Source organism: Chromatiaceae bacterium, assembly GCA_024235395.1.
Taxonomy (GTDB): Bacteria; Pseudomonadota; Gammaproteobacteria; order Chromatiales; family Chromatiaceae; genus Thiosocius.
Genome location: JACKMK010000001.1, coordinates 1,423,794 through 1,446,284 on the forward strand (window position 1 = coordinate 1,423,794; position 22,491 = coordinate 1,446,284).

The 22,491-nt window shown below is 62.2% G+C and carries 20 protein-coding genes and 1 riboswitch; of the genes, 10 read left to right on the forward strand and 10 right to left on the reverse strand.

Annotated features, from left to right (window positions below):
* Window positions 1–94: 94 nt before the first annotated feature.
* Complete coding sequence (locus tag H6955_06620; GenBank protein MCP5313209.1) at window positions 95–655, reverse strand: thioredoxin family protein; 561 nt, start codon at window positions 653–655, stop codon at window positions 95–97.
* Between the two features lie 137 nt (window positions 656–792).
* Between H6955_06620 and H6955_06625 the strand changes: the two genes are divergently transcribed.
* Window positions 793–1,965 (forward strand): methionine adenosyltransferase, encoded by a 1,173-nt coding sequence (locus H6955_06625; GenBank protein ID MCP5313210.1) that lies wholly within the window; start codon window positions 793–795, stop codon window positions 1,963–1,965.
* 65 nt (window positions 1,966–2,030) lie between these two features.
* Here the strand turns inward: H6955_06625 and H6955_06630 are convergent, their stop codons facing one another.
* Window positions 2,031–2,807, reverse strand: a complete 777-nt coding sequence (locus tag H6955_06630) for a DUF2189 domain-containing protein (GenBank protein ID MCP5313211.1) — start codon at window positions 2,805–2,807, stop codon at window positions 2,031–2,033.
* A 269-nt stretch (window positions 2,808–3,076) separates the two neighbouring features.
* A riboswitch (S-adenosyl-L-homocysteine riboswitch) is annotated at window positions 3,077–3,156 on the forward strand.
* 24 nt (window positions 3,157–3,180) lie between these two features.
* Between H6955_06630 and H6955_06635 the strand changes: the two genes are divergently transcribed.
* The 3 genes from H6955_06635 (at window position 3,181) to H6955_06645 (ending at window position 6,387) form a co-directional block, all read left to right on the forward strand.
* On the forward strand, window positions 3,181–4,587 hold the full coding sequence (locus H6955_06635; protein MCP5313212.1) for an adenosylhomocysteinase: 1,407 nt from the start codon (window positions 3,181–3,183) through the stop codon (window positions 4,585–4,587).
* A 110-nt stretch (window positions 4,588–4,697) separates the two neighbouring features.
* Window positions 4,698–5,564: a methylenetetrahydrofolate reductase [NAD(P)H] gene (metF, locus tag H6955_06640; GenBank protein MCP5313213.1), complete on the forward strand. Its 867-nt coding sequence runs from the start codon at window positions 4,698–4,700 to the stop codon at window positions 5,562–5,564.
* A 97-nt stretch (window positions 5,565–5,661) separates the two neighbouring features.
* Window positions 5,662–6,387: a 16S rRNA (uracil(1498)-N(3))-methyltransferase gene (locus H6955_06645; protein ID MCP5313214.1), complete on the forward strand. Its 726-nt coding sequence runs from the start codon at window positions 5,662–5,664 to the stop codon at window positions 6,385–6,387.
* 14 nt (window positions 6,388–6,401) lie between these two features.
* On the opposite strand, the gene H6955_06650 is transcribed toward H6955_06645, so the two are convergent.
* From H6955_06650 to H6955_06685, 8 genes are all read right to left on the reverse strand, one after another.
* Window positions 6,402–6,827: a chemotaxis protein CheW gene (locus H6955_06650; protein ID MCP5313215.1), complete on the reverse strand. Its 426-nt coding sequence runs from the start codon at window positions 6,825–6,827 to the stop codon at window positions 6,402–6,404.
* 26 nt (window positions 6,828–6,853) lie between these two features.
* Window positions 6,854–13,000 (reverse strand): Hpt domain-containing protein, encoded by a 6,147-nt coding sequence (locus H6955_06655; GenBank protein ID MCP5313216.1) that lies wholly within the window; start codon window positions 12,998–13,000, stop codon window positions 6,854–6,856.
* A gap of 16 nt (window positions 13,001–13,016) precedes the next feature.
* Entirely contained in the window at window positions 13,017–14,909 is a 1,893-nt protein-coding gene (locus tag H6955_06660) for a type IV pili methyl-accepting chemotaxis transducer N-terminal domain-containing protein (GenBank protein MCP5313217.1), read from the reverse strand.
* A 262-nt stretch (window positions 14,910–15,171) separates the two neighbouring features.
* Window positions 15,172–15,744, reverse strand: coding sequence for a purine-binding chemotaxis protein CheW (locus H6955_06665; protein MCP5313218.1), 573 nt, complete (start codon window positions 15,742–15,744; stop codon window positions 15,172–15,174).
* A complete protein-coding gene (locus H6955_06670; GenBank protein MCP5313219.1) occupies window positions 15,741–16,103 on the reverse strand; it encodes a response regulator in 363 nt (120 codons plus the stop codon). The genes H6955_06665 and H6955_06670 overlap by 4 nt, the downstream gene beginning before the upstream one ends.
* Window positions 16,103–16,498: a response regulator gene (locus tag H6955_06675; protein ID MCP5313220.1), complete on the reverse strand. Its 396-nt coding sequence runs from the start codon at window positions 16,496–16,498 to the stop codon at window positions 16,103–16,105. The genes H6955_06670 and H6955_06675 overlap by 1 nt, the downstream gene beginning before the upstream one ends.
* 79 nt (window positions 16,499–16,577) lie before the next feature.
* The gene (locus H6955_06680) at window positions 16,578–17,291 is read right to left on the reverse strand and encodes a rhodanese-like domain-containing protein (protein ID MCP5313221.1); all 714 of its coding nucleotides are present in this window, start codon (window positions 17,289–17,291) and stop codon (window positions 16,578–16,580) included.
* Between the two features lie 65 nt (window positions 17,292–17,356).
* Entirely contained in the window at window positions 17,357–17,752 is a 396-nt protein-coding gene (locus H6955_06685; GenBank protein ID MCP5313222.1) for a hypothetical protein, read from the reverse strand.
* Between the two features lie 188 nt (window positions 17,753–17,940).
* On the opposite strand from H6955_06685, the gene gshB reads away from it, so the two are divergent.
* From gshB to pyrR, 6 genes are all read left to right on the forward strand, one after another.
* A complete protein-coding gene (gshB, locus tag H6955_06690) occupies window positions 17,941–18,891 on the forward strand; it encodes a glutathione synthase (GenBank protein MCP5313223.1) in 951 nt (316 codons plus the stop codon).
* Complete coding sequence (locus H6955_06695; protein ID MCP5313224.1) at window positions 18,888–19,952, forward strand: FAD:protein FMN transferase; 1,065 nt, start codon at window positions 18,888–18,890, stop codon at window positions 19,950–19,952. The genes gshB and H6955_06695 overlap by 4 nt, the downstream gene beginning before the upstream one ends.
* Window positions 19,953–20,108: 156 nt before the next feature.
* Window positions 20,109–20,942: an energy transducer TonB gene (locus tag H6955_06700; GenBank protein MCP5313225.1), complete on the forward strand. Its 834-nt coding sequence runs from the start codon at window positions 20,109–20,111 to the stop codon at window positions 20,940–20,942.
* Window positions 20,943–20,987: 45 nt separating this feature from the next.
* The gene (locus H6955_06705; GenBank protein MCP5313226.1) at window positions 20,988–21,551 is read left to right on the forward strand and encodes a YqgE/AlgH family protein; all 564 of its coding nucleotides are present in this window, start codon (window positions 20,988–20,990) and stop codon (window positions 21,549–21,551) included.
* A complete protein-coding gene (gene ruvX, locus H6955_06710) occupies window positions 21,551–21,949 on the forward strand; it encodes a Holliday junction resolvase RuvX (GenBank protein ID MCP5313227.1) in 399 nt (132 codons plus the stop codon). The genes H6955_06705 and ruvX overlap by 1 nt, the downstream gene beginning before the upstream one ends.
* Before the next feature lie 13 nt (window positions 21,950–21,962).
* Complete coding sequence (gene pyrR / locus H6955_06715; GenBank protein ID MCP5313228.1) at window positions 21,963–22,478, forward strand: bifunctional pyr operon transcriptional regulator/uracil phosphoribosyltransferase PyrR; 516 nt, start codon at window positions 21,963–21,965, stop codon at window positions 22,476–22,478.
* The last annotated feature ends 13 nt before the right edge of the window (window positions 22,479–22,491 follow it).

Sequence of the window (22,491 nt, forward strand, 5' to 3'; positions counted from 1 at the left end):
GGCAAGACGGGACTCCCCGAATATTCAAATACGCCCATAAACCCAGGAAATCTGCACCAGAATGGCGCGCAAATTACTGATTTACATTAATTAATCAGGAATGCCCGATCCATTTGATGGAACAGCCCATGCTCGGTATCTGCTCCTCCGGACCGCGACCGGTGGCCGCAACCTGCTTCATCGCCTCGAACAGATCGCGCCGGGCATCGGCCGGGGCGGCCTCTTTGCGGCTGGCGTCGAGCCGGCCACGGTACTGCAACTCCGCGGCCGCGTTGTAACCGAAAAAGTCCGGGGTGCAGACAGCACCGTATGCCTTGGCGACCTCCTGGGTTTCATCCAGCAGGTAGGGGAAAGGAAAGTTTTTGCTCTGCGCGACCGCCTGCATGTTGTCGAAGGAGTCCTCGGGGTAGTCGGTCGGGTCATTGGACATGATCGCGACGCAGTTGATGCCGAGCGGCTTCAGGTCGTTCGCGTCGCGGATGATCCGCTCGAGCACCGCTTTCACGTAGGGGCAATGGTTGCAGATGAACATCACCAGCAGACCCTTTTCGCCGCTGCACTGATCACGACTCCATGTACGACCATCCACACCCGGAAGATTAAAGTCCGGAGCGGGCGTGCCGAATTCACACACCGGCGTCTGCAGCGAAGCCATCGACGATTCCTCCGATTCGCGGTTGCTGGCGCCGGCCATTCTTCCAGAATGCGCACACCTGCTCAACCGTGTAGAATTCCGCGCCCTGTCTCACCCAAACATTGAGATCGCCGCGAAGTCCCAACCAGGAGAAAGCGATGGCCCGCAATTTCATCTTCACCTCCGAATCGGTCTCCGAAGGCCACCCGGACAAAATGGCCGACCAGGTGTCCGATGCGATCCTGGACGCGATCCTGATCGAAGATCCGCACGCCCGCGTCGCCTGTGAAACCCTGTTCAAAACAGGCATGGCAGTGATCGCCGGCGAAATCACGACTACGGCAAAACCGGATTACGAAAAAGTCATCCGCACGGTCATCCGCGACATCGGCTACACCGGCTCGGAGATGGGCTTTGATGCGGATACCTGTGCGGTGCTCACCGCGATCGGCGTGCAGTCGCCCGACATCAACCAGGGCGTCGACCGTTCGCGCCCCGAAGAACAGGGTGCCGGTGACCAGGGCCTGATGTTCGGTTATGCGACCAACGAGACCGACGTGTTGATGCCTGCAGCGATCCAATACGCGCATCGGCTGGTCGAACGCCAGTCAGAGGTACGCAAGAAAGGTATTCTCCCGCTGCTCCGCCCCGATGCGAAATCCCAGGTGAGCCTGCACTATGCCGACGGCAAACCGGTCTCGATCGACGCGGTGGTACTGTCGACCCAGCACGCCGCCGAATTCAGCGGCGACACGCTCCGCGAGGCGGTCATGGACGAGATCATCAAACCGATTCTCGATCCGTCGGGCCTGCTGACCAAAGATACGCGGTTCCATATCAACCCCACCGGCAGCTTCGTGATCGGTGGACCGATGGGCGATGCCGGGCTGACCGGGCGCAAGATCATCGTCGACACCTACGGTGGTGCCGCACGCCACGGCGGTGGCGCCTTCTCCGGCAAGGACCCGTCCAAGGTCGATCGCTCAGCCGCCTACGCCGGCCGATACGTGGCGAAGAACATCGTCGCCGCAGGACTTGCCGACAAGTGTGAGATCCAGGTTTCCTACGCCATTGGCGTCGCCGAACCGACGTCGATCATGGTCGACACCTTCGGTACCGGCAACATCACCGACGAACGTATCACCGAGCTGGTTCGCGAGCATTTCGACCTGCGCCCGTATGGGATCCTGCGCATGCTCGACCTGCTGAATGCCAAGAAGATCAAATACCTCAGGACGGCCGCCTATGGGCATTTCGGCCGCGAGGACGCCGGCTTTACATGGGAAGCGGTCGACAAGGCCGACGAGCTACGCGACGCCGCTGGCCTGTAACGCACGAAGGTGAGGTGGCCGGCCGATGATTTCGGGCCGGCCACGGACTGCGGGGGCCGGACTCGCTAGTCCGGAACCTTCACCGTTTCCCGGTACGCGTGCCACGAAGCGTGGCCGATCAACGGCAGGACAACGACCAGGCCGATGAAAGCGGTCGCAAAGCCGACCAGTACCAGGGCGAGAATCATCAGCGCCCACAACAACATCACGCCCTTGTTGTTCAGGACCGCACCGATGCTGGTCAGGGCACTGGTGATCGCGTCGGTACCACGATCAAGCATCATCGGCAAAGCGACCACGCTCGACGAGAACACGATCGCCGCGAAGATGGAACCCACCGCACTGCCGACCGCCAGAAATTCCAGCCAGCCGACAACACCGAGGTCCTCACCGATCGGGAAGAATACGTGCACCATCGACGCGGCGCGCGCCCAGACCAACAGCACAACCAACATCACGAGCGCGAACAACAGTTCGTTGCGCAGATGATTGCGACTTTCCGACCAGCACACGCCGAGTCGCGGCTCTCGACCCAGCTCCAACTGACGACTGATCGAATAGAGACCGAATGCCAGCACCGGCCCGGCCAGGATGAATGCCATCCCGAGACTGAACAATGCGACCACATTGCCACCCGACCAGACCAGCGCCGCGACGACGAAGGCGAATACCGCCAGGCCGGTACCGTACGTGAGGCTCTGCGCCCGGGCACGATTCAGGTCGTGCCACCCGAGCCGCAGCCACCGCAAGGGTGCGCTGAAATCAAGCCGGTTAGAGGGATAAAAAAGGGGTTCGATCTGAGGGTCCGCACCGTCCGGGCGGACCACGCCGGGTTCTGCCATCACTTCCTCCTGGGTTGCTGCGTGCCCCGTCGATCGGGGTCTGTGTCGGGCCGTCTGTGCGGCTTTGTCCGGAAAATAGCGCAAAATCGGCCACTACGGCAGCAACTTTTTGGCTTTTTAGACGCCTTCGGAGGCTTTTCGCACCCAGCAGGGACGGCATTCGGCGAAATCGCCCCATCACTGGGGTGAACGTGTAGAATCTTCCGCCCCGGATAACGGGTCGGTTAAAGTTTTTGCCGGCACGGCACGCTAAAAGGGGGTTACCAATCCACCGCGAGGGGCGCTGCAACCTGTCGATCAGGCCAGGCTCGGGGATGGATTTGCATGCGATAAACGGCGCTCACTCACGATTATTGAACAGGAGTCAACGACCATGAGTGAGTTCACTGATTACAAAGTCGCCGATATCGCACTGGCCGACTGGGGCCGCAAAGAGATACGCATTGCCGAGACGGAGATGCCGGGCCTGATGGCCCTGCGCGAAAAATACGGCAAGGACAAGCCCCTCAAGGGCGCGCGCATTACCGGTTCGCTGCACATGACCATCCAGACCGCCGTGCTGATCGAGACCCTGGTGGAACTCGGCGCCGAGGTGCGATGGTGTTCGTGCAACATTTTCTCCACCCAGGATCACGCCGCGGCGGCGATCGCCGCGGCCGGCATCCCGGTCTATGCCTGGAAGGGTGAGACGCTCGAAGAATACTGGTGGTGCACAGAGCAGGTGCTCAACTGGCCGAACGGCGAGGCGCCCAACATGATCCTCGACGATGGCGGCGATGCGACCTTGCTGGTACACAAAGGTGTCGAATTCGCCGATGCCGGGGCGGTTCCGTCGCCGAAGGAAAACGATCCCGACGAATGGAAAGTCATCCTCGGCGTACTGAAACGCAGCCTGGACGAGGATCCCAAACGCTATCACCGCATGGCCGAATCGATCCGCGGCGTGACTGAAGAGACCACCACCGGCGTGCATCGGCTGTACGAGATGCTGAAGAAGGGTCAGTTGCTGTTCCCGGCGATGAACGTCAACGATTCGGTCACGAAGTCCAAGTTCGACAACCTGTACGGATGCCGCGAATCGCTGGTCGACGGCATCAAGCGCGCCACCGACGTCATGGTCGCCGGAAAGATCGCGGTCGTCTGCGGCTACGGCGACGTCGGCAAGGGTTCCGCGCAATCGCTGCGTGGTCTCGGGGCGACCGTCTGGATCACCGAGATTGACCCGATCTGCGCATTGCAGGCGGCCATGGAAGGCTACCGCGTCGTCACGATGGAGGACGCGGCACCAGTCGCCGATATCTTCGTCACCGCCACCGGCAACAAGGACATCGTTCGCCACGACCACATGCTGGCGATGAAAGACCAGGCCATCGTCTGCAACATCGGGCATTTCGACAACGAGATCGACATTGCGAGTGTCGCCAAGTACCAGTGGGAAAACATCAAGCCGCAGGTGGACCACATCATTTTCCCGGATGGCAAGCGCATCATCATGCTCGCCGAAGGACGCCTGGTTAACCTCGGCTGCGCAACCGGCCATCCAAGTTTCGTGATGTCCAACTCGTTTACCAACCAGGTGTTGGCCCAGATCGAGTTGTACACCAAGCAGGCCGATTACCCGATCGGGGTGTACATCCTGCCCAAGCACCTGGACGAAGAAGTCGCGCGCCTGCACCTGCAGAAGATCGGCGCCAGGTTGACGGTGCTGACGACGGACCAGGCCGACTACATCGGCGTGCCGGTCGAGGGACCGTACAAGGCGGATCACTACCGCTACTGATACACAGCACCCAGGATTGCTGCCGACAACCCGCGACCGCGCAAGACGGGTCGCGGGTCCGTCGCTCAGCATTGGCGATCACGCCCGATTGAATACGCAGGATTCGCGCCATGACCTTTCCGCAACCAGCCGAAAAGATCTTCAGCTTCGAACTTTTCCCACCCAAGACAGAGGTCGGTATCGCAAAACTCCGCGACACCGTAATTGCACTGAACGCGCGCAACCCGGCGTACTTCTCAGTCACCTATGGCGCGGGCGGCTCCACCCAGAGCAACACCTTCGCCACGGTGGACTGGATCAGTGCACAGGGGATCGAGGTCGCGCCGCACCTTTCGTGCGTCGGTAGCAGCCGCGATGAATTGCTGGCGATCCTTGATCGTTATGCCAACCAGGGAATTCACCGTATCGTCGCATTGCGCGGTGATTTGCCTTCGGGTGCGGGGCGCGGGGCCATTGGTGACCTCAATCACGCGAACGAACTCGTGTCGCTGATCCGGGAGCGGTTCGGGACACGGTTTCACATCGAGGTCGCCGCCTACCCCGAAATGCACCCGCAGGCACCGAATTTTCAGAAGGACCTCGACAACTTCCAGCGGAAGGTGGTGGCTGGCGCCGACGCCGCGATCACCCAGTATTTTTACAACGCGGACGCCTATGGCAGCTTCGTCGACGCCTGCCTTGCACGCGGCATCGAGATACCGATCGTCGCGGGAATCATGCCCATCACCAACTTCAGCAACCTGGTGCGTTTTTCCGATGCCTGTGGGGCCGAGATACCGCGTTGGCTGCGCAAACGCCTCGAAGCATTCGGCGACGATACCGACAGCATCCGTGCATTCGGAACGGAGGTAGTCACCCGTCTGTGCAGGCGCCTGCTGGATATGGGCGCCCCCGGCTTGCACTTCTACACGATGAATCAGGCCGAACCCACCCTGGCGATCTGGGACAACCTCGGCCTGGACAACGCCGCACCCTGACGGGCAATGGCACTATCGATCGTCCCTTTGATCCGCGATCGACACCCGCCCAACGCGGGCACGGACGCTGCGCCAAGCGGCACCCGAGTCTGACCGCATGCGCGAACCCCGACTATTTGTCGCACAACCGCTTACCCCCGGATCCGAGGTGGAACTCGACGACCGCAGCCGCCGTCATGTCAGCCAGGTACTGCGGCTGCGTATCGGCCACCAGGTCATCCTGTTCGACGGCAGCGGCACCGATTTCGCGGCCGAACTGACACACTGCGACCGTGTCTGCTGTCGCGCGCGTATCGATGGGGTGCGGTCGACCGAGGCCACAGCATCGTTGCCGATCGGTCTCGCGGTTGGCATATCGCGCGGCGAACGCATGGACTTTGTCGTCCAGAAATCGGTCGAACTGGGCGTCGCCACGATCTGGCCGCTGACCACTGAGCGCAGTATCGTGCAGATGGATGCACAACGCCGCGACAAACGCATGGCGCATTGGCGCGGCATCCTGATCGGTGCCTGTGAACAGAGCGGTCGCAGTCGACTGCCGGTGCTACACGAGCCGACCGGGCTTGCGGAATGGCTGGAAGCCCATCCGCAAGGGCTGATGCTGCACCACGGCGCACAAACGGGACTGCACGCGCTGCCGGCACCGACAACCCCAATCCATCTGTTGGTCGGTCCGGAAGGCGGGCTGAGCGATGCCGAATGCACGCTCGCCGAGCGCCACCACTACATCGCGGTGCGGCTGGGCCCACGGATATTGCGAACCGAGACGGCTCCGCTTGCCGCGATCGCGGCGATCCAGACGCTCTGGGGGGATTTTCGCTGAACCGTCCGGTCTTCTCAGGCGGCCGGCAACTGTGATTGCAGATAATCGATGTCCGGCACCAACAGTTCTTCACCACCCGACCACAGCGTCATGCGCACCGGAGCCTTGCCCGGCTGACTGCTGCGCGCCGCATCGATCACCTCTCTATTGACGCGCAACAGACGCGGTATGCCTTGCGCGACCAAACCGAGTAACGGCCACCCTTTCTCCGGGTTGAGGCCGTAGCAAACGGCGATTCGCTGGCGCACCCCTGCGCCGATGACCTGACGCCCCAGGAGGCGCTCGAAATCCACGACCAGTATGCGGCGCTGGTGCCAGTTGATCTGGCCCTGGATCCACGAAACAGGGTGAGAAATCGGGTCGGGTTCGCGATATCCGATGATCTCGGCCACCGTTGCGTTGGGCAATAGCATTCTGCCTTCACGCATCGGGATCAGCATGCAGCGGATCTCGCTTTCCAGCCTGCTCACGACGCCGTATCCGCGAGAACGGTATAGATGTTTTCGAGCAACTCGGCTTCCTGGTAAGGCTTGCCCAGATAACGCTTGACGCCCAACTCAAAGGCGCGGTTGCGGTGCTTGTCGCCGCTGCGCGAGGTGATCATGATGATCGGGATGTCACTGAGTTCAGGCGTGCTGCGCATGTGCCGTGCGAGCTCGTAACCATCCATGCGTGGCATCTCGATGTCCAGCAGCATGACGTCCGGTCTGTGCTCCTGGAGCAATGCCACCGCGTCGACCCCGTCCTTCGCGGTAACGACCTGCATATTGTGGCGCTCCAGCAGACGACTGGTGACCTTACGTACGGTGATCGAATCGTCAACCACCATAACCGAGACGCCCTTGCTCTCGGGTTCCGCCATCTCCGGTTCGAGGACGCCCTGCTGGGTGCTGTCTATCCGTACCAGGCTGTTCGTATCGAGTATCAGGGCGATCTGTCCATCCGCGAGGATCGTGCCACCGGTGAACCAGCGGACTGTGCTGAGCTGCGCCCCTACCGATTTCACGACGATCTGGCGGTTACCAAGCAGACTGTCGACCTGGATGGCCACCCGGTGTTCGCCGGAGCGCACCAGCAGCAGCGGCATCCATCGCACGCCATCCGGCAGATGCGAGGCATGCGTGCCCAGCATGCTACCCAGGTACCTGACTACATAGTCACGTCCGCCGTAGTGGAAATGCTCCTGCTCCCCTGCGTAGATCGCACGCAGCTCATCAAGACCGATGCGCACCACGCCGTCCATGCTGCTGTGCGGTACGGCGTAGATATCTTCGCCCAGTGTCACCAGCAGCGCGTCGGTAATCGCCAGCGTGAACGGCAGGCGGATCGTGAAGCTGGTGCCGTAACCCGACTGCGAAGCGATCTCTAGGGTGCCACCAAGCTGCTTGACCTCGGTGAGCACGACATCCATGCCGACGCCGCGGCCCGACACCTGGGACAGCTCCTGGGCAGTCGAAAACCCGGGTTGGAGTATGAACTGGAACAGGTCGTCGTCTTCCACCGACATGTTTTCGTCCAGCAGACCACGCTCGACCGCTTTGGCACGGATGCGTGCGCGATCCAGGCCCGCACCATCGTCCGACAGAGTGAGCACGACGTCGGTACCCTCTCGTGCCAGTTGCAGCGTAATCAGTCCCTGCGGCGGTTTACGATTCGCAAGCCGCGTGTTGGCATCCTCGATGCCGTGCGACACCGAGTTGCGCAATAGATGCTCGAGCGGGCCCATCATGCGCTCGAGAATCGCGCGGTCCATGTCCTCTTCGCCACCGACGACATCGAGATTCGCCTGCTTGCCGACACTGTGACTGGTCTGGCGAACCACGCGTTCAAGCCGCGGTACGCGGCTCGAGAATTTCACCATCCGGGTGCGCAGCAGGCTGTCCTGCAGATCGGTGGTGACACGCGCCTGCTGCAAGAGCAGGGTGTCCGTGTCTCGGCTGAGGTCGCTCAACGACTGGCCAAGGTTCGACAAGTCCTCGACGGTCTCCGAAAGCGCTCGCGAGAGCTGCTGAATGGTCGAGTAGCGGTCCATCTCCAGTGGGTCGAAATCGGCGAGCGTCTCGCCCTCGCGTTCATGCCGGGACAGGATCTGCGCCTCGGTCTCGAGCTCCAGGTCGCGCAGCTGCCCACGCAGTCGGTGGATGGTCTGGCCGAGTTCGCCGAGGTTGAAGGCGAAACTGCTGTTTTGCTGCTCGATGCGGGCGCGATAGATGCTCACCTCGCCCGCGTTGTTGACCATGTTGTCCAGCGCCTCGGAGGCGACGCGCACCCGCTCACCGCCTGACGCCGGCGCAACGGGCTCTTCAGGCAGCGGCCGCCTAGGGACGAACCCGTCGTTTTCGACGAACTGCTCCCCGCCGGGGAACTGCACCACGGTCGATTCGTGGCCTACCGCCGGGACAAACTGGCCGTCGTCGTCCTCGACCAGAAAGCTCGAGTCGCCGAGCAATTCCGAGTCGGTCATCAGCTGCGAATCCGCCAGCAGCTCCGAATCCTCGTCGCCATCTTCGACCAGCGACGACACCGCAAACGCGCTCCCCGCCGGACGCAACACCGACTCCGACTCGAACGCGGCGCCCGCACCCTCGTCAAGCAATGCGGACTCGACGTCGAGCTCCTGGCTGTCGGGCTGGTACGACGAGGAGGCCTCGTCGCTCGCCGTTTCCACTGCTTCGAGACGTGGCGCCGGTTCGGTATCGAGCGCCGCGGTACCGGATGGCGCGAGGTCGTCCCAGGGACGGCCGTGCGCAGCCGCCTCGAGTCGTTCGATCAGATCCGGGTGAGCGTAGAGCCCCCCACCCTTCACGAGCGCATCGATGTCCAGTGCGAGCGCGTCGGTCGAATATCGAACGAGACCCTGTAGCCGTGCGTCGCCGCCAGTTCGTTGCTCGACGACGCTTTCAAACGCGGATTCCAACGCATGGCTCAGGTCACCGATCGACATCAGGCCGGCCAGTCGCGCGCCACCTTTCATCGTATGCAGGGTGCGCTGCAGCTTGGCGACCACCTGGCGATCGCCGGAGGGTGCCGATTCCCATTCGGACAGCTCTCCCTCCAAGGCCTCGAGCAACTCCTTGGCCTCTTCGAGGAAGATCTCCAGCAACTCGGGATCGACATCATCTGCCACCGGCGCCGGCGCAGCCGCAGGTGCCGGAGTCGGAGTCGGAGTCGGAGTCGGTGCAGGCGGTACCTCGACCTGAGGCTCGGCCGCTGATTCAACGGCCGGCGACGTGTGATGCGCAATACCGTCCACCAACGCCGCAATCTCTTGATGCAGGGGCTCCCAATTTGGCACTTCGCGGTGCGGATCCTCGACCATTGCGGCGAGTTCCGTCATTGCCTGATGACTACGACGCAGCAGCTCGAGCATCGGCGCGTCCGCCTGACGGCCCTCGTCGTGCATCAGGTTTCCGAGTTGCTCGAGGTCGCCGGCGAGTGCCGCGATCGAATCCACGCCCGCGGTGCGCGAACTGCCACGCAGGGTATGCATCGCACGGCGGATTCCCTCGTTGAAATCGCAAGTCTGATTCTGGTCCGTGCAGTGCGCGACAAAGTCGGCCAGGACTTGAAGGTGACCCTGGGCCTCGTTCAGGAACACCGCGTTCAGACTGGAGTCGCCAGCGCCGACGGATGCCGTGTCGGCTTCGATGAAATCGGAGTCCTGTACGTCGATGGCAGTCAGAATCGATTCTTCGGCAGACTCGATGACGGATGCCGCCTCGGCATCCGACGAGCTGTCAGTGGACCCGTCGTCCCGCAACTCAACGGCATCTTCGGGCACGGAGGCGATCTCGATTTGCTCGTTCTCGTGCGATACCGGCTCCAGCTCGAGGACAACGTCGCCGTCGGCCACACCATGTTCTTCCGGCGCGTCGAGCGGCTCGAAAACGGTGTTCGGCGCGAGATCCGAATCAACCGCGATATCGGTCGCGACGAACGCCTCCGGGATTTCGACCTGTAGTTCGTCGTCCGCCTGTTGTAGCTCTTCGTCCGAAGGCTCCACCGATTGCTCGGCGACGGCCTCGTACGCGACTTCGTCGGGCACATCGAGCGTTGCCGACGGCTCGTCGACCACCTCCTCGACGGCCTCCTCGACTGGCGGCGAGTCTGCCGCAGCCTGTTGCGGTTCGACGGCGGGGACGGTCTCGCCCGCGGCGACCGCGAAGGCACGCGCCGACAACGCCGACACGTCGGTATCCGTACCACCACGCTGTTGGCTCTCGGCAACCAGCGTCGGCAGGGTATCGACCGCCTCGTTAAGCAGCGCCAACAATTCGGGCGTGGTACTCACGGTGCCGTCGATGACTCGGTTGAGGAGATTCTCGATCGACCAGGCGAACTCGCCGATGTTCATGGCGCCGACAATCCTGCCGCTGCCCTTCAGCGTGTGGAAGGATCGCCGGATCGTGGCCAGGGACTCGCGGTCGTCGAGATTGCTGCGCCACTTCGGGAAATTTTCCTGGATGACCTGTAGCTCCTCGTCGGCCTCCTCGGCGAATATTTCGAGGATCTCGGAATCGACCGTTTCGACGTCCGATTCTTCGGTGTCGACCGCAGGCGGCGCCTCGGGCTCGATGACCGGTGCGGATCCGGTTTCTGCGGCGGTCTCGGCCGACGAGTCGGATTCGACCGACGCGGCTTGGGCACCGGGCTCGTCTACCGCGGTTTCCAGTTGATCGCCGGCGTCCGGCGTTTCCTCGACGGTGGCAGGTTCTTCGACCGCCTCCAGGTCCAGCGACAATTCGTCGGACACGTCTTGTAGCGGTTCGGAAGGCGCCTCAACCGCATCCGCGGCCAGTGCAGACGCGTCGTCCGCCTGATCGGATTCCTCCAAACCGGCTTCTTCGACTGACTCCGCCTCGGCTGCCTCCGCCTCTGCCACTTCCTGAAGCACGGGGGCTCCAGGCACCGCCTCGACTTCGCTGCGTAACCCGAGACGATCCAAAGCAGCCTCGGCGTATTGCAGTAGCTTGCCGCGATCACTGCCCGGCTCGATCGCCGATTGCATATACAGTTCCGCACTGATCACCACGTCCGCCAGCGCATCCCGCTCCTGCGCATCCGGCAATCCCGTCTGCCTGGATGGCAACGATGTGATGTACGGTTTCAGATCGAGCAGCAACTGGCCGGCTTCGGACAGACCGAGCATCTGCAGCGCACCAGCCACGGCGTGCAGGCGCGCGGGTACCTCGTCGAGTTGCTCAGCGGCACTCGGCGTGGGGTTGTCCAGATACTCGAGGATCGTGTCCTTGGTCTTGGCAAGTTCCACCAAGGCCTCTTCGATCGCCGCCCGGACATGCTGCTGCATCTCGCCATGCGACAGCGATGTGCCGCCGCCGGCGGCCTCGCCGGCGTCCTTCACCCCCTCGTCATCGCCGAGACTCGAAAGTGAGGATTCGACGTGCAAAAGGTCGGCGGCCAGCGCCATCAGGCGGTCCTCGGCCGGCGGCTGCGCCGACTGTTCGACCTCATGCAGTTCGTCGCAACGATGCTTGAGACGCGTACGCAGATCGCCTCGACCGACCATGCCCAGCGTGTCGCCGATACGCTGGATCGGCGCTGCCAGCGCGGTGAGCCTTTCGAGCTGGCTGCGGTCGCTTCGAATATACAGGTCGAACTGATCCTTCACCTCGCGCAGATCCTGCGCGAGTGCCTCGCTCACGGCATCAAACAACTCCCGGTCTGGCGCGCCAAGCGACCCGAGCACGCTGCCGTCCGATTGATGTTCGGGGAAGGTATTGACCAGATCGGCCGAGTGCTTGACTGCCAGCACAGCGGGATCGGTGGAATTGGACCGGGCGATGTAATAGAGAAGGTTCTTCAGCAGATCGACCGGAAACTCCAGCATCGCCGACTCTTCGCCCTGGTCGATCACGTGCTTGAAAACCCGATCGAGCTTGCCGAACAACGGCTTGACTGCAAGTGCAGGCGCCTCGCTGTCGCCGGCCAATGCGGTGGCAAGCGCTTCGGCGGCGTCCAGCAGGCGGCGCAGGCGCGTGGTACCGGCGGCACTGTTCAAGGTATCGAGCACCTCGCGCAACTGCGCCAGGGATTCCTCGACGTCCTGGTTCCGGATCCAGTTCAACAGGCCACGGTGGTAGCGGCTGCGCAGTTTCCCGACAAGTTTGGGAAGCTCACGGTTGCCGGAACCGGGGCGCACGGTCTCTGCGGCGATCACGGCGTCCAGCTTGGGCGCAAACAGCGATGTCTCCGAGACCAGCGGGGCGTCACGCGCCGCGCGCAAGTCGTTCATCAGCGGCAACAACACCAGCGGGATGTCGGCACCACCTCCCTCGATTTTTTCGAGATAAGCCGGTAGCTGCACCATCCCCAGCATCAATGCTTCGGCGGCGGGTTCGACCCGCTTCGCCTGCCCCTGGGACAGCGCGAGTGCGAGTTGCTCCATCTCGTCGGCGAGCATCGCTGCGCCGTACACCTGCACCATCTCCAATGCGCCGTGTACGTGATGCAACAACCCGACACATTGTTCGAGTCGGTTGTTCTCTCCGTCGACGAAATCTTCAAGCGACGCGCGCGCCTCGCGCAACGTCTGGTCTAGCTCACCGCGAATCCAGCGGAGCGCACTTCGGTCCTGTCGCAGTTCTGGCAGCATGCAAGCGGGTCCCTATTCAGCCTTCCATCGCGTCGTCATCGGGCAGTTTGAAACGCGCAACCGTCTGACGCAGCTGTTCGGCCATCTTGGCCAGGTTCTCGATCGATTGCGTGGTCTGTTCGGTGCCTTCCGAGGTCTGCCCTGTGATTTCCTGGATGACATCCATCGCGTTGTTGATCGAGCCTGCGTCCTGCGACTGCTGCTGCAGGCGTGACGCAATATCCTGGGTCGACTTAGCGATCTCCTGGGATACTTTTTCGATACGTTGCAGCGCCTCACCGGCATCCTCAGCGAGTTTGGCGCCGCTGACCACCTCGGAGGTACTGGACTCCATCGAGCTGACCGCTTCGTTGGTGTCGGCCTGGATGGTACGTACCAGCGCATCGATCTGTTTGGTGGCGTTCGCCGAGCGTTCGGCGAGCCGCTGCACTTCGTCGGCAACCACCGCGAAACCGCGGCCCGCTTCACCGGCCATGGCCGCCTGCATCGCGGCGTTGAGCGCCAGGATGTTGGTCTGGTCGGCGATATCCTCGATGAGTTCCACGATGTTTCCGATCTCCTGTGAGCTCTCCCCGAGGCGCTTGATGCGCTTGGATGTCTCCTGGATCTGGTCGCGGATGTTGTCCATGCCTGCGATGGTACGGCGTACGGTACTGCCGCCCGCCGCGGCGATCTCCACCGACTGTTGCGCAATTGCTGCGGATTCGCCGGCGTTTTCCGCCATTTCACCCATCGCACGGGACATCGCGCGTACTGTTTCCGAAGCCTTCTCGATCTGGTTACGTTGATGGTCCGATGCTTCCTCCAGGCGGAGTGCAGTACCTCGCGCCTCCTGGGCCGAAGCCGACACCCTTACGGACGTCTCGTTGATCGTGGTTACCAGGCTACGCATCTCTTCGACCGCCTGGTTGACCGAGTCGGCGATCGCTCCGGTGATGTCCTCGGTAACCGTCGCCTCGATGGTCAAGTCACCATCCGACAGGTCGACCATCTCATCGAGCAGACGCCGAATGGCTGCCTGGTTACGCAGGTTTTGCTGGTCTGAAGTCTGCTCTCGCGCCTTCGAATCACGCAGCAATGCAACTCCCAAGGCGAGCAGCAACAGGACCGCCAGCACACCGAGCACCGTCACCAATATCGTGTCGATCGGAACGGGTCCCAACATGGGCTTGTAGGCCCCGCTGTTGAACACCGCAGCGAGTTCATGGGTTGCGACATCCAGTGCGTCGGATGCGGAAGCCACTTCGCCGGTCGCTTCCAGCGCCGGGAGTATGTTCGGCGTCGTCTCGATGATTTCGGCGACGTGATCGTTGATGAGACGGAACAGCTTCGATGCCTCGGCCAGCTTGCCCTCTACCTCGTCATTGTTGATCGGCGAGATGTTCAGACCGGCATCGCCCGCCAGCATGCCGTTGAGCACCCGGCCGAAACGGTCTGCGTCCTGGCTGAACTGATCGATTGCAGCCGCGGACTGCGCGCCGCCTTCGAGCACCCGGCTGACGTTGTCGCGCAAACGTTGCGCCAGCATCAGCTGACGCGATGCCACGTAGACGTCTTGCTGTTCCGCCTTGGATCGGACCAAAACCCGCACCACGTCTTCGGAAACCGACTGCAGCTCGGGGATAGTCTGGTTGATGACGCCGACGAACTCTCGGGTCGACAGGATCGCGTTCTGATTGAGCAGAATCTCGTCAACGTAAGCCCGCAACGCCAACCAGCGGTCTTCCACATCTCGCAGGGGGCCTTTTACCGTGTCTGGCGAAGGCGGCAATTGTGTGTCCGGAGCGCCGTTCTTGAGCTCTTCCATCAAGGTGATGAAGCGATCGCTTGACTGCCGCAGCAGCGCGAAGGACGGTTGGTCACCCGCCGAGGCCTCAAGGGCGTACTTGGCGATCTTTTGCCCCAGCACCTGCTGTTCGTAGACGCGCGCCAGGTATTTTTCGCCGTGATCCTCACTGCGTGACACAATGGCGAATGCGACGATGGCACCAACGACAGCGAGCAGAACGAGTGTGGTCAACATCGCTACCGCGCGGTTGCCGGTAGCCTTCTTCCTTAGCGAACTCTTCATCTGTTTCTTATCCTGCGATTAGTGGCATTGCACCGCCAAACCCGAGTCACGCCCGCTACCGGTCGCTGCAGATTTGTCGATCGCGCGCCTCGCGGCCCCCTTATTTCGCAGCAGCGGACCGGAAATCCGGATCCGCTGTCAGCGCATGCATGTTGAAAACCGGCCAAATGTCGCCATCCGTGTCGAAAGCCTCGTATACGTATGCACCCAAAGCTCCTTTCATCCTTGCATTCGGCAGTCTGTCCTTCAGATTGAAGTGCCGCATCCCCTGAACCGAGGGGACCACCAATCCGACCACCATTCCGCGTAAACGCACCACAAGAATTCGGGTCGCCTTTGATGGCACGATCGGCTTTCCACCGATGTACACCTGCATATCGATCACTGGCAGCAGGCTGCTGCGCACGTTGGCCAGGCCGAGCATCCACGGCTTGGAACCCGGCACCCGCGTGATACGCTCCTGCCAGGGCAGCATCTCGCTGACCTCATTCATCGCCGACACCATACGGGCGCCAGCAATGGTGAATACCAACCCGTCCCAGATATCCGAGATCGGCGCCGACTGGGGCAGGCGCTCCGCAGCCGCATTGCTGCGCTGCTCGATCTCTACCAGCACGTCCAGCGCATCGGCAGCTGTGAGTGTTGATTCAGCAAGACCAAGCACGGCAGTCAACCCAGCAATTCAGTAATTTTCTGCAGCAATTCCTTGCCATCGACCGGCTTTACCAGGTACCCCTTCGCCCCTTGACGCATACCCCATTCACGGTCGGTCTCCTGATCCTTGGTGGTTACCATCAGCACGGGTATGTGCTGGGTCTTGGGGTCACGACTGAGCTTGCGTGTAGCCTGGAAACCATTCAGTCCCGGCATCACTACGTCCATCAGGATGGCATCCGGGCCCTGCGATTTCGCGGTGGCGATACCGGATTCGCCATCCGCTGCAGTCAGCGCCTCATGACCGCCCTGCTGCAGGATCTTGGTCAACACATGCAGTTCCGTGGGTGAATCATCGACGATTAGGATCTTGGCCATTAGTTTTGTGCCTTCGCGTCTGTTGATTGGTCCCCGCCAGACTGACTGACGGCATGCTTTCGAATCGCACCGAGCAGTTCATCACGTGTGAAAGGTTTGGTCAGATACTGCTCCGAACCGACGATTCGCCCGCGCGCACGATCGAACAGCCCGTCCTTGCTGGACAACATGATGACCGGGATATTGCGGTACAACTCGTTGTGCTTGATCAGTGCGCAGGTCTGATAGCCGTCGAGGCGCGGCATCATGATGTCGACGAAGATCAGGTCTGGGTGATTGTCCGCAATGATCGACAATGCCTCGAATCCGTCCGTGGCGGTAAGGACCTCGCACCCGGCTTTGGTCAGCAGGGTTTCCGCGGTACGACGGATCGTCTTACTGTCGTCGATCACCATGACTTTCAATCCGCCAATATCAACTGCGTCGTCACTGCTCACACGCTGTCCCCTGTGAATGCTTGAATCACCAATAAAGTTACTGACGCGGCACGACCGTCGTCAGCCCCCAGAGCTGCCACATCTGCATGCCCCCGCGGTAGTACTTGAGTTTCGCCGGTGGGTACCCGATCTCGACCAGCCCACGGATCGCTCGTGGCGATTGCCCGCACGCCGGCCCGTTACACCAAAGCACGAGCTCCTTGGCGTCGGTGAAATCCCAGGTGTTGGTTTTCTGTCCCTTTTCCGACAGACCCCACTCCTCCATGAGGCCCTCGATGGCGCCGATCTCACCGCGCGGCTTGGCGCCCAACGACTTCAGCACTTCGGCGAGATCGGGGTCGTCAGGCTGCTTGGTAAACAGCGCAAAAGGATAGTTTACTGAGCCCGGAATGGTACCTTTCCGGAACCACGACTCGGTACGTGCATCGATCAGCAGTCCACTGCCGTCGCGCAGCCGGGTTTCCATGAAATCGAACAGCTCCACTTCGCCAATTGCCTGGACCCCGGCCGACGGTGCGATCGGCTGAATGCAAAACGGCGGGCACTTCCGCGCCGTCTTCGCGAAGTAACCTTTGAGCTCGTAGTTGGGATCCTGCACACGCTGTACCTTTACCGAACGGCCCTCGTGGATCACGTGCAGGTACGGCTTGCCATTCATCAGCGGGATGAAATCCTTGGATTCACCGATCTGCAGCTCGTCCGCGGTCGCCTTATTCGCGGCCACCCAGCCGGCCACCAGTACCAAGGTCATCAACACGGCTGTCGAGAGCGCTGTGGCATATCCCGATTTGCTTGCTTTAAAGCGAAAGTCCACCATCACGGATGCAAATACCTCTCTATGATCTTCTCACGCAGCGCTTCCAAGGACGCGCCACGCTGGTAATCGAGGTAGATTTCCTCGCGACTGCGCTCCGGCAACTTCCCGTAGAAACTGTAAGTGCCCACGTGCCGGTCGCGGAGTTCCGCCTCGAAAGCTTGGCGCGACATCGTCCCGACCTCACCGCTTCTGCTGGAACCGCCAGGGCCGTCATTTTGTGTATCGGACGGTCGGGCCTCGACCTTAGAGGCTTCTTGGTCGAGCATATCCAGGTAGCTGTCGTCTGCCGACGCAGCGACCACCGGTAGCGCGCCAAAAACAATGACAGCAACGCCCCTCGCCAACACTTTGATCACCGGGAGCGCTGCTTTTAAAATCGCTGAGAAATCAATCATCGGCCCTCCAGCCGCGCATCTCACCCTGCATGAAGGCCGCAACACGCGCCGGGTCGGGAGTACAGGTTTCATCAAAAAAACAGCAAGCCCCCAAGACCCGCCGTCGCCCCTAATATAGACGACCCGGCAACAGTAACGGCCGGGATGCGCGGTTTTGAAGCCCCTTTGGCCACACAGGCAGGTAAAGCATGCAAGTTTCGCTCGGCGTCGTGATGGACCCGATCAGTCGGATCAAGATCCACAAGGACAGTACTTTCGCAATGCTGCTGGAAGCTCAACGGCGCGGCTGGCCGCTGTGGTACATGGAGCAAGGCGATCTGGCGCTGAGTTCGGGGCGCGTTTTTGCGCGGATGCGGCCACTGCAGGTGCGCGACGATCCGGCTGGTTGGTTCGAGCTCGGCTCCCACCAGACACGTCCACTCGACGAACTCGACACCGTCCTGATGCGTAAGGATCCACCGGTCGATATGGAGTACCTGTATGTGACACACCTGCTGGAACAGGCCGAATCACGCGGCACCCTGGTCGTCAACCGGCCAAAAAGCCTGCGCAACGCTAACGAAAAATTGTACACGGCCTGGTTTCCCCAGATCTGCCCCCCGACGCTGGTGACGCGGACCCATGCGGACCTGACCGCCTTCATCGACGAGCATCAAGACACCATCCTGAAGCCCCTCGATGCAATGGGTGGCGCATCGATATTCCGTGTGCGTAGCGGCGACACCAACCGCAACGTGATCATCGAAACGCTGACCGCAAACGGTACGCGGTACGCGATGGCGCAGCGCTTCATTCCCGAGATACGGGATGGCGACAAGCGCATCCTGGTGATCGACGGCGAACCCGTCCCCTATGCCTTGGCACGCATCCCGGCGGCCGGCGAGAACCGAGGAAATCTCGCAGCCGGCGGGCGCGGCGTCGGCGTCGCGCTGAGTGACAAAGACCGCGAGATCGTGGAGACTGTGGCACCGCGGCTGCGCGAGGAGGGCATTCTGTTTGCCGGCCTCGACGTGATCGGCGACTTCCTGACCGAGGTTAATGTCACCAGCCCGACCTGCATCCGCGAACTCGACCAGATCTACGGCCTCAATATCAGCGCGCTCCTAATGGATCGCATCGAGCAGAAACTCGCAGTATGAGATTGCTTGCCCTGCCGCGGCGCTGCGGTGCCCTATTGGCGATCATCGCGATGCTCGTCGCCCTCACCGGTTGCGGCCGAAACGACCCCGTGTCTCGGGGCCGGATCACTGCTTTCGATACCACGATCGATCTGACGCTGATCGGCGTGGATCGCCAGCGCGCAGCGGAAATCACCCGCGTGCTCGAGGCCGACATGCAGACCATGCAGCGCGCATGGCACGCCTGGCAACCGGGTCCCGTATCGCGCATGAATGCCCTGTTCAACGAGAGCGACGCAGCGTTCGCAGCACCTCCGTCTGTGCTGCCGCTGCTGCGGCTCTCCAAGTCGCTCTCGCTGGAAAGCGGCGGTCTCTTCAACCCGGCCATCGGCCATCTGGTGCGCGCCTGGGGTTTTCAGGGCAGATCGGCCAACTGCCTGCGCCCCCCGTCGGAAGAGTTGATCCGCAAGGCGATCGAGGCCCACCCCAGCATGCAGGACGTCACCATCGACGGATTTCGCGTTTCGTCGTCCAACCACATGGTGAAACTCGACTTTCGCGCCATCCAGCTCGGCTTCGCGCTCGACCAGGCGGTCGCCAGGCTGCAGGAGATGGGCGTCAACAATGCCAGCATCAGCGCCGACGGCAATCTGCGGGTTATCGGCTCACGGGATGGCCACCCCTGGAGTGCGACCCTGCGCAGTCCAGAGGGCGGCGCAGTGTTCACCACACTGCCGGTCCGCGACAACGAGGCGGTGTTCACCGCTGCATCCTACAAACGCAACTTCACCTGGGAAGGCAAGCTGTACCACGACATCATCGATCCGCGCACCGGGTATCCGGCCGAAGGCACGGCGTCGGTAACCGTGTTGCATCCGAATGCGACCACCGCCGCCGCGGCCGCCAATGCTTTGTTCATAGCCGGTGCCAGCGACTGGTATCGGGTCGCGAAGATGATGGGCGTGCGCTACGTGATGCTGACCGACAGCAACGGAACGGTCTACATGAATCCTGCGATGCGTGCGCGTGTTAAGCTCAGCGGCAGCAACCGCGAAGTGGTCGTCAGCGATCCGCTGACCTGAAGCGGCAGCGCATCCTGGCTTCGGCAGACCCGAAGCATAACGCACGGCGCTCCGGTCGCTAACCAGGCACCGTCCGCCGGGCAACACCACGAGGACTCCGTGGAGATCGACGGCAATTCGGGCTTCCGGCAATCGAACGAGGCGTTCGGCTTTGCACTGACGGCCGCCCTGGGCTTGCATGCCTTGTTGATCCTCGGCGTGACGTTCGACATCTCGCGCGACCGACCGCCGCCGCCGGAACGCACCCTGGACATCACCCTGGTGCAGCCCAAACCCAAACCGCTCGAGGCCGAGAACCCGGATTTCCTGGCTCAGCAGACCCAGGAAGGCGGTGGCGAGGAGACGATCAAGGAGCGCCGCACCAGCCCGCTGGGCAATCCTGAGGCGATTCCGGCACCGGAACCCGCCGTCGAACTGATGCGCTCCGGTGACCCCGAACCCGTGCCGGAGGCCAAACCCGAGGTCGTCACCACGCGTCAGGCGGCGCGCGTCGAGCGTGCGCCACCGCCCAAACCGGTCGTCAAGGAACGACCGCGTGCAACCCTCAGCCAGCTGCTGGCCAGCACTCAGCAGGAGATCGACCGGCTGACCGCCGAACTGGACCGTCGCACCCTGTCGGCGTCCAAGCAGGAAAGGCGCAAGGCGGTCAATGCCAGTACGCAGGAATACCAATACGCGGCATACCTCGAAGCCTGGCGCAGCAAGGTCGAGAAGATCGGCAACCTGAACTATCCGGACGAGGCCAAGCGCCGCAAGCTGTATGGCCATCTGCTGATGCACGTCGCGGTCCGAGCCGACGGCAGCGTGGAACGAATCCGCGTGGTACGCTCGTCGGGACACAAGCTGCTCGATGACGCCGCGGTACGGATTGTGCGCATGTCGGCACCGTTCGCCCCTTTTCCTCCCGAGATCCGCAAAGAAGTCGACGTCCTCGACATCACGCGCACCTGGCAGTTTCTCGACGGAAACACCTTGTTTTCGTCGCGCTAGACCCCATCTTGCCGACTGGGGAGTCGCGCACGATACTTGAACCTTATGAACGACCAAGCTTCGTTGAAGAACCAGCTGCTGATCGCGATGCCGGCCCTGCAGGACCCGAACTTCGCGCGCACCGTGACCTATATCTGCGAACACGGCGAGCACGGAGCGATGGGGATAGTGCTGAACCGTCCCACCGATCTGTGCCTGGCAGACATTCTGCAACACATGCAGATCGAAGGCGGACTGGGCGATGCAGGCGAACAGATCGTCTACCTTGGCGGCCCGGTCGAGGAAGAACGCGGTTTCGTGTTGCATACGCACACCGCCCCCTGGGACTCGACCCTTGCAGTCAACGAAGACATCAGCATCACGACGTCACGCGACATCCTCGAGGCGATGGCGCGCGGTGACGGTCCGTCGCGCACCCTGGTGGCACTCGGGTACGCCGGCTGGGGTGCCGGCCAGCTGGAGCGCGAACTCAAGGAGAACGCATGGCTCAGCGGCCCGGTCGACCAGTCCATCCTGTTCGACCTGCCCGCCGAGCAACGGTGGGAGGCCGCGGCGCGACTGCTCGGCGTCGACGTCCATCTGCTGAGCAGCGAGGCCGGGCACGCCTGATGGGCGTGCTGCTCGGTTTCGACTACGGCACGCACAAGATCGGCGTCGCAGTGGGCCAGGCGTTGACCGGCACGGCGACACCGTTGACGACCCTCGGCCTGGTCAATCACGGTCCGGACTGGGCGGCAATCGCCGATCTGCTGGCCGAGTGGCACCCGGAGGCCCTGGTCGTTGGACACCCCTACGAAATGAGTGGACGCGAGGCGAACAACGCGGCCGGCGCCAAGCGCTTCGCGCGGCAGCTGCACGGCCGTTTCCGGTTGCCGGTGCACCTCGCCGACGAGCGCCTCACCAGCCGCATCGCATGGACCGAGCTCGGCACCGCGGCCGCCAAAGACCCGACCCGGGTGGACGCCTTCGCCGCCAAACTGATCCTGGAAACCTGGCTCAATGACTGAACCGACGCCCTTCATGGGACACGACGCCATCGTCGACCTGATCCACGGCATGGCCGATGTCCTGCGCAGCCGGCAGCGCGACCGGGCATTGGACGATCCGGCAATGATCGGCATCCACACCGGCGGCGCCTGGGTGGCCAAGCGGCTCAACGAGATGCTCGGCCTGCACCAGGCGAGCGGCCAGCTCGACATCAGTTTCTATCGCGACGATTTCACCCGCATCGGGGTGCACCCCCAGGTCAGACCCTCGCAGATCGATTTCGACGTCGAGGGGCGGCACATCATCCTGGTCGACGACGTACTCCACACCGGCCGGACCATCCGGGCGGCGATGAACGAGATCTTCGACTTTGGGCGCCCGGCCAGCATCACCCTGGTCGCGCTGATCGAGCGCAGCGGCCGGGAGCTGCCGATCCAGGCGGATGTCATCGGACTACGCCCTCCGCTGGGCCTGACCGACCACATCAAGCTGAACGGCCCCGAGCCGTTGAGCCTGGAGATTTTTCACGGACCTCGGACAGGCCGCTGATCGCAGCGCTACA

Excerpts from the sequence above, each read along its gene's own strand:
- H6955_06620 (MCP5313209.1), bottom strand. The coding sequence starts at position 655 with ATGGCTTCGCTGCAGACGCCGGTGTGTGAATTCGGCACGCCCGCTCCG.
- H6955_06625 (MCP5313210.1), top strand. The coding sequence starts at position 793 with ATGGCCCGCAATTTCATCTTCACCTCCGAATCGGTCTCCGAAGGCCAC.
- H6955_06630 (MCP5313211.1), bottom strand. The coding sequence starts at position 2,807 with ATGGCAGAACCCGGCGTGGTCCGCCCGGACGGTGCGGACCCTCAGATC.
- H6955_06635 (MCP5313212.1), top strand. The coding sequence starts at position 3,181 with ATGAGTGAGTTCACTGATTACAAAGTCGCCGATATCGCACTGGCCGAC.
- metF (MCP5313213.1), top strand. The coding sequence starts at position 4,698 with ATGACCTTTCCGCAACCAGCCGAAAAGATCTTCAGCTTCGAACTTTTC.
- H6955_06645 (MCP5313214.1), top strand. The coding sequence starts at position 5,662 with ATGCGCGAACCCCGACTATTTGTCGCACAACCGCTTACCCCCGGATCC.
- H6955_06650 (MCP5313215.1), bottom strand. The coding sequence starts at position 6,827 with ATGCTGATCCCGATGCGTGAAGGCAGAATGCTATTGCCCAACGCAACG.
- H6955_06655 (MCP5313216.1), bottom strand. The coding sequence starts at position 13,000 with ATGCTGCCAGAACTGCGACAGGACCGAAGTGCGCTCCGCTGGATTCGC.
- H6955_06670 (MCP5313219.1), bottom strand. The coding sequence starts at position 16,103 with ATGGCCAAGATCCTAATCGTCGATGATTCACCCACGGAACTGCATGTG.
- H6955_06675 (MCP5313220.1), bottom strand. The coding sequence starts at position 16,498 with ATGGTGATCGACGACAGTAAGACGATCCGTCGTACCGCGGAAACCCTG.
- H6955_06680 (MCP5313221.1), bottom strand. The coding sequence starts at position 17,291 with ATGACCTTGGTACTGGTGGCCGGCTGGGTGGCCGCGAATAAGGCGACC.
- H6955_06685 (MCP5313222.1), bottom strand. The coding sequence starts at position 17,752 with ATGATTGATTTCTCAGCGATTTTAAAAGCAGCGCTCCCGGTGATCAAA.
- gshB (MCP5313223.1), top strand. The coding sequence starts at position 17,941 with ATGCAAGTTTCGCTCGGCGTCGTGATGGACCCGATCAGTCGGATCAAG.
- H6955_06695 (MCP5313224.1), top strand. The coding sequence starts at position 18,888 with ATGAGATTGCTTGCCCTGCCGCGGCGCTGCGGTGCCCTATTGGCGATC.
- H6955_06705 (MCP5313226.1), top strand. The coding sequence starts at position 20,988 with ATGAACGACCAAGCTTCGTTGAAGAACCAGCTGCTGATCGCGATGCCG.
- ruvX (MCP5313227.1), top strand. The coding sequence starts at position 21,551 with ATGGGCGTGCTGCTCGGTTTCGACTACGGCACGCACAAGATCGGCGTC.
- pyrR (MCP5313228.1), top strand. The coding sequence starts at position 21,963 with ATGGGACACGACGCCATCGTCGACCTGATCCACGGCATGGCCGATGTC.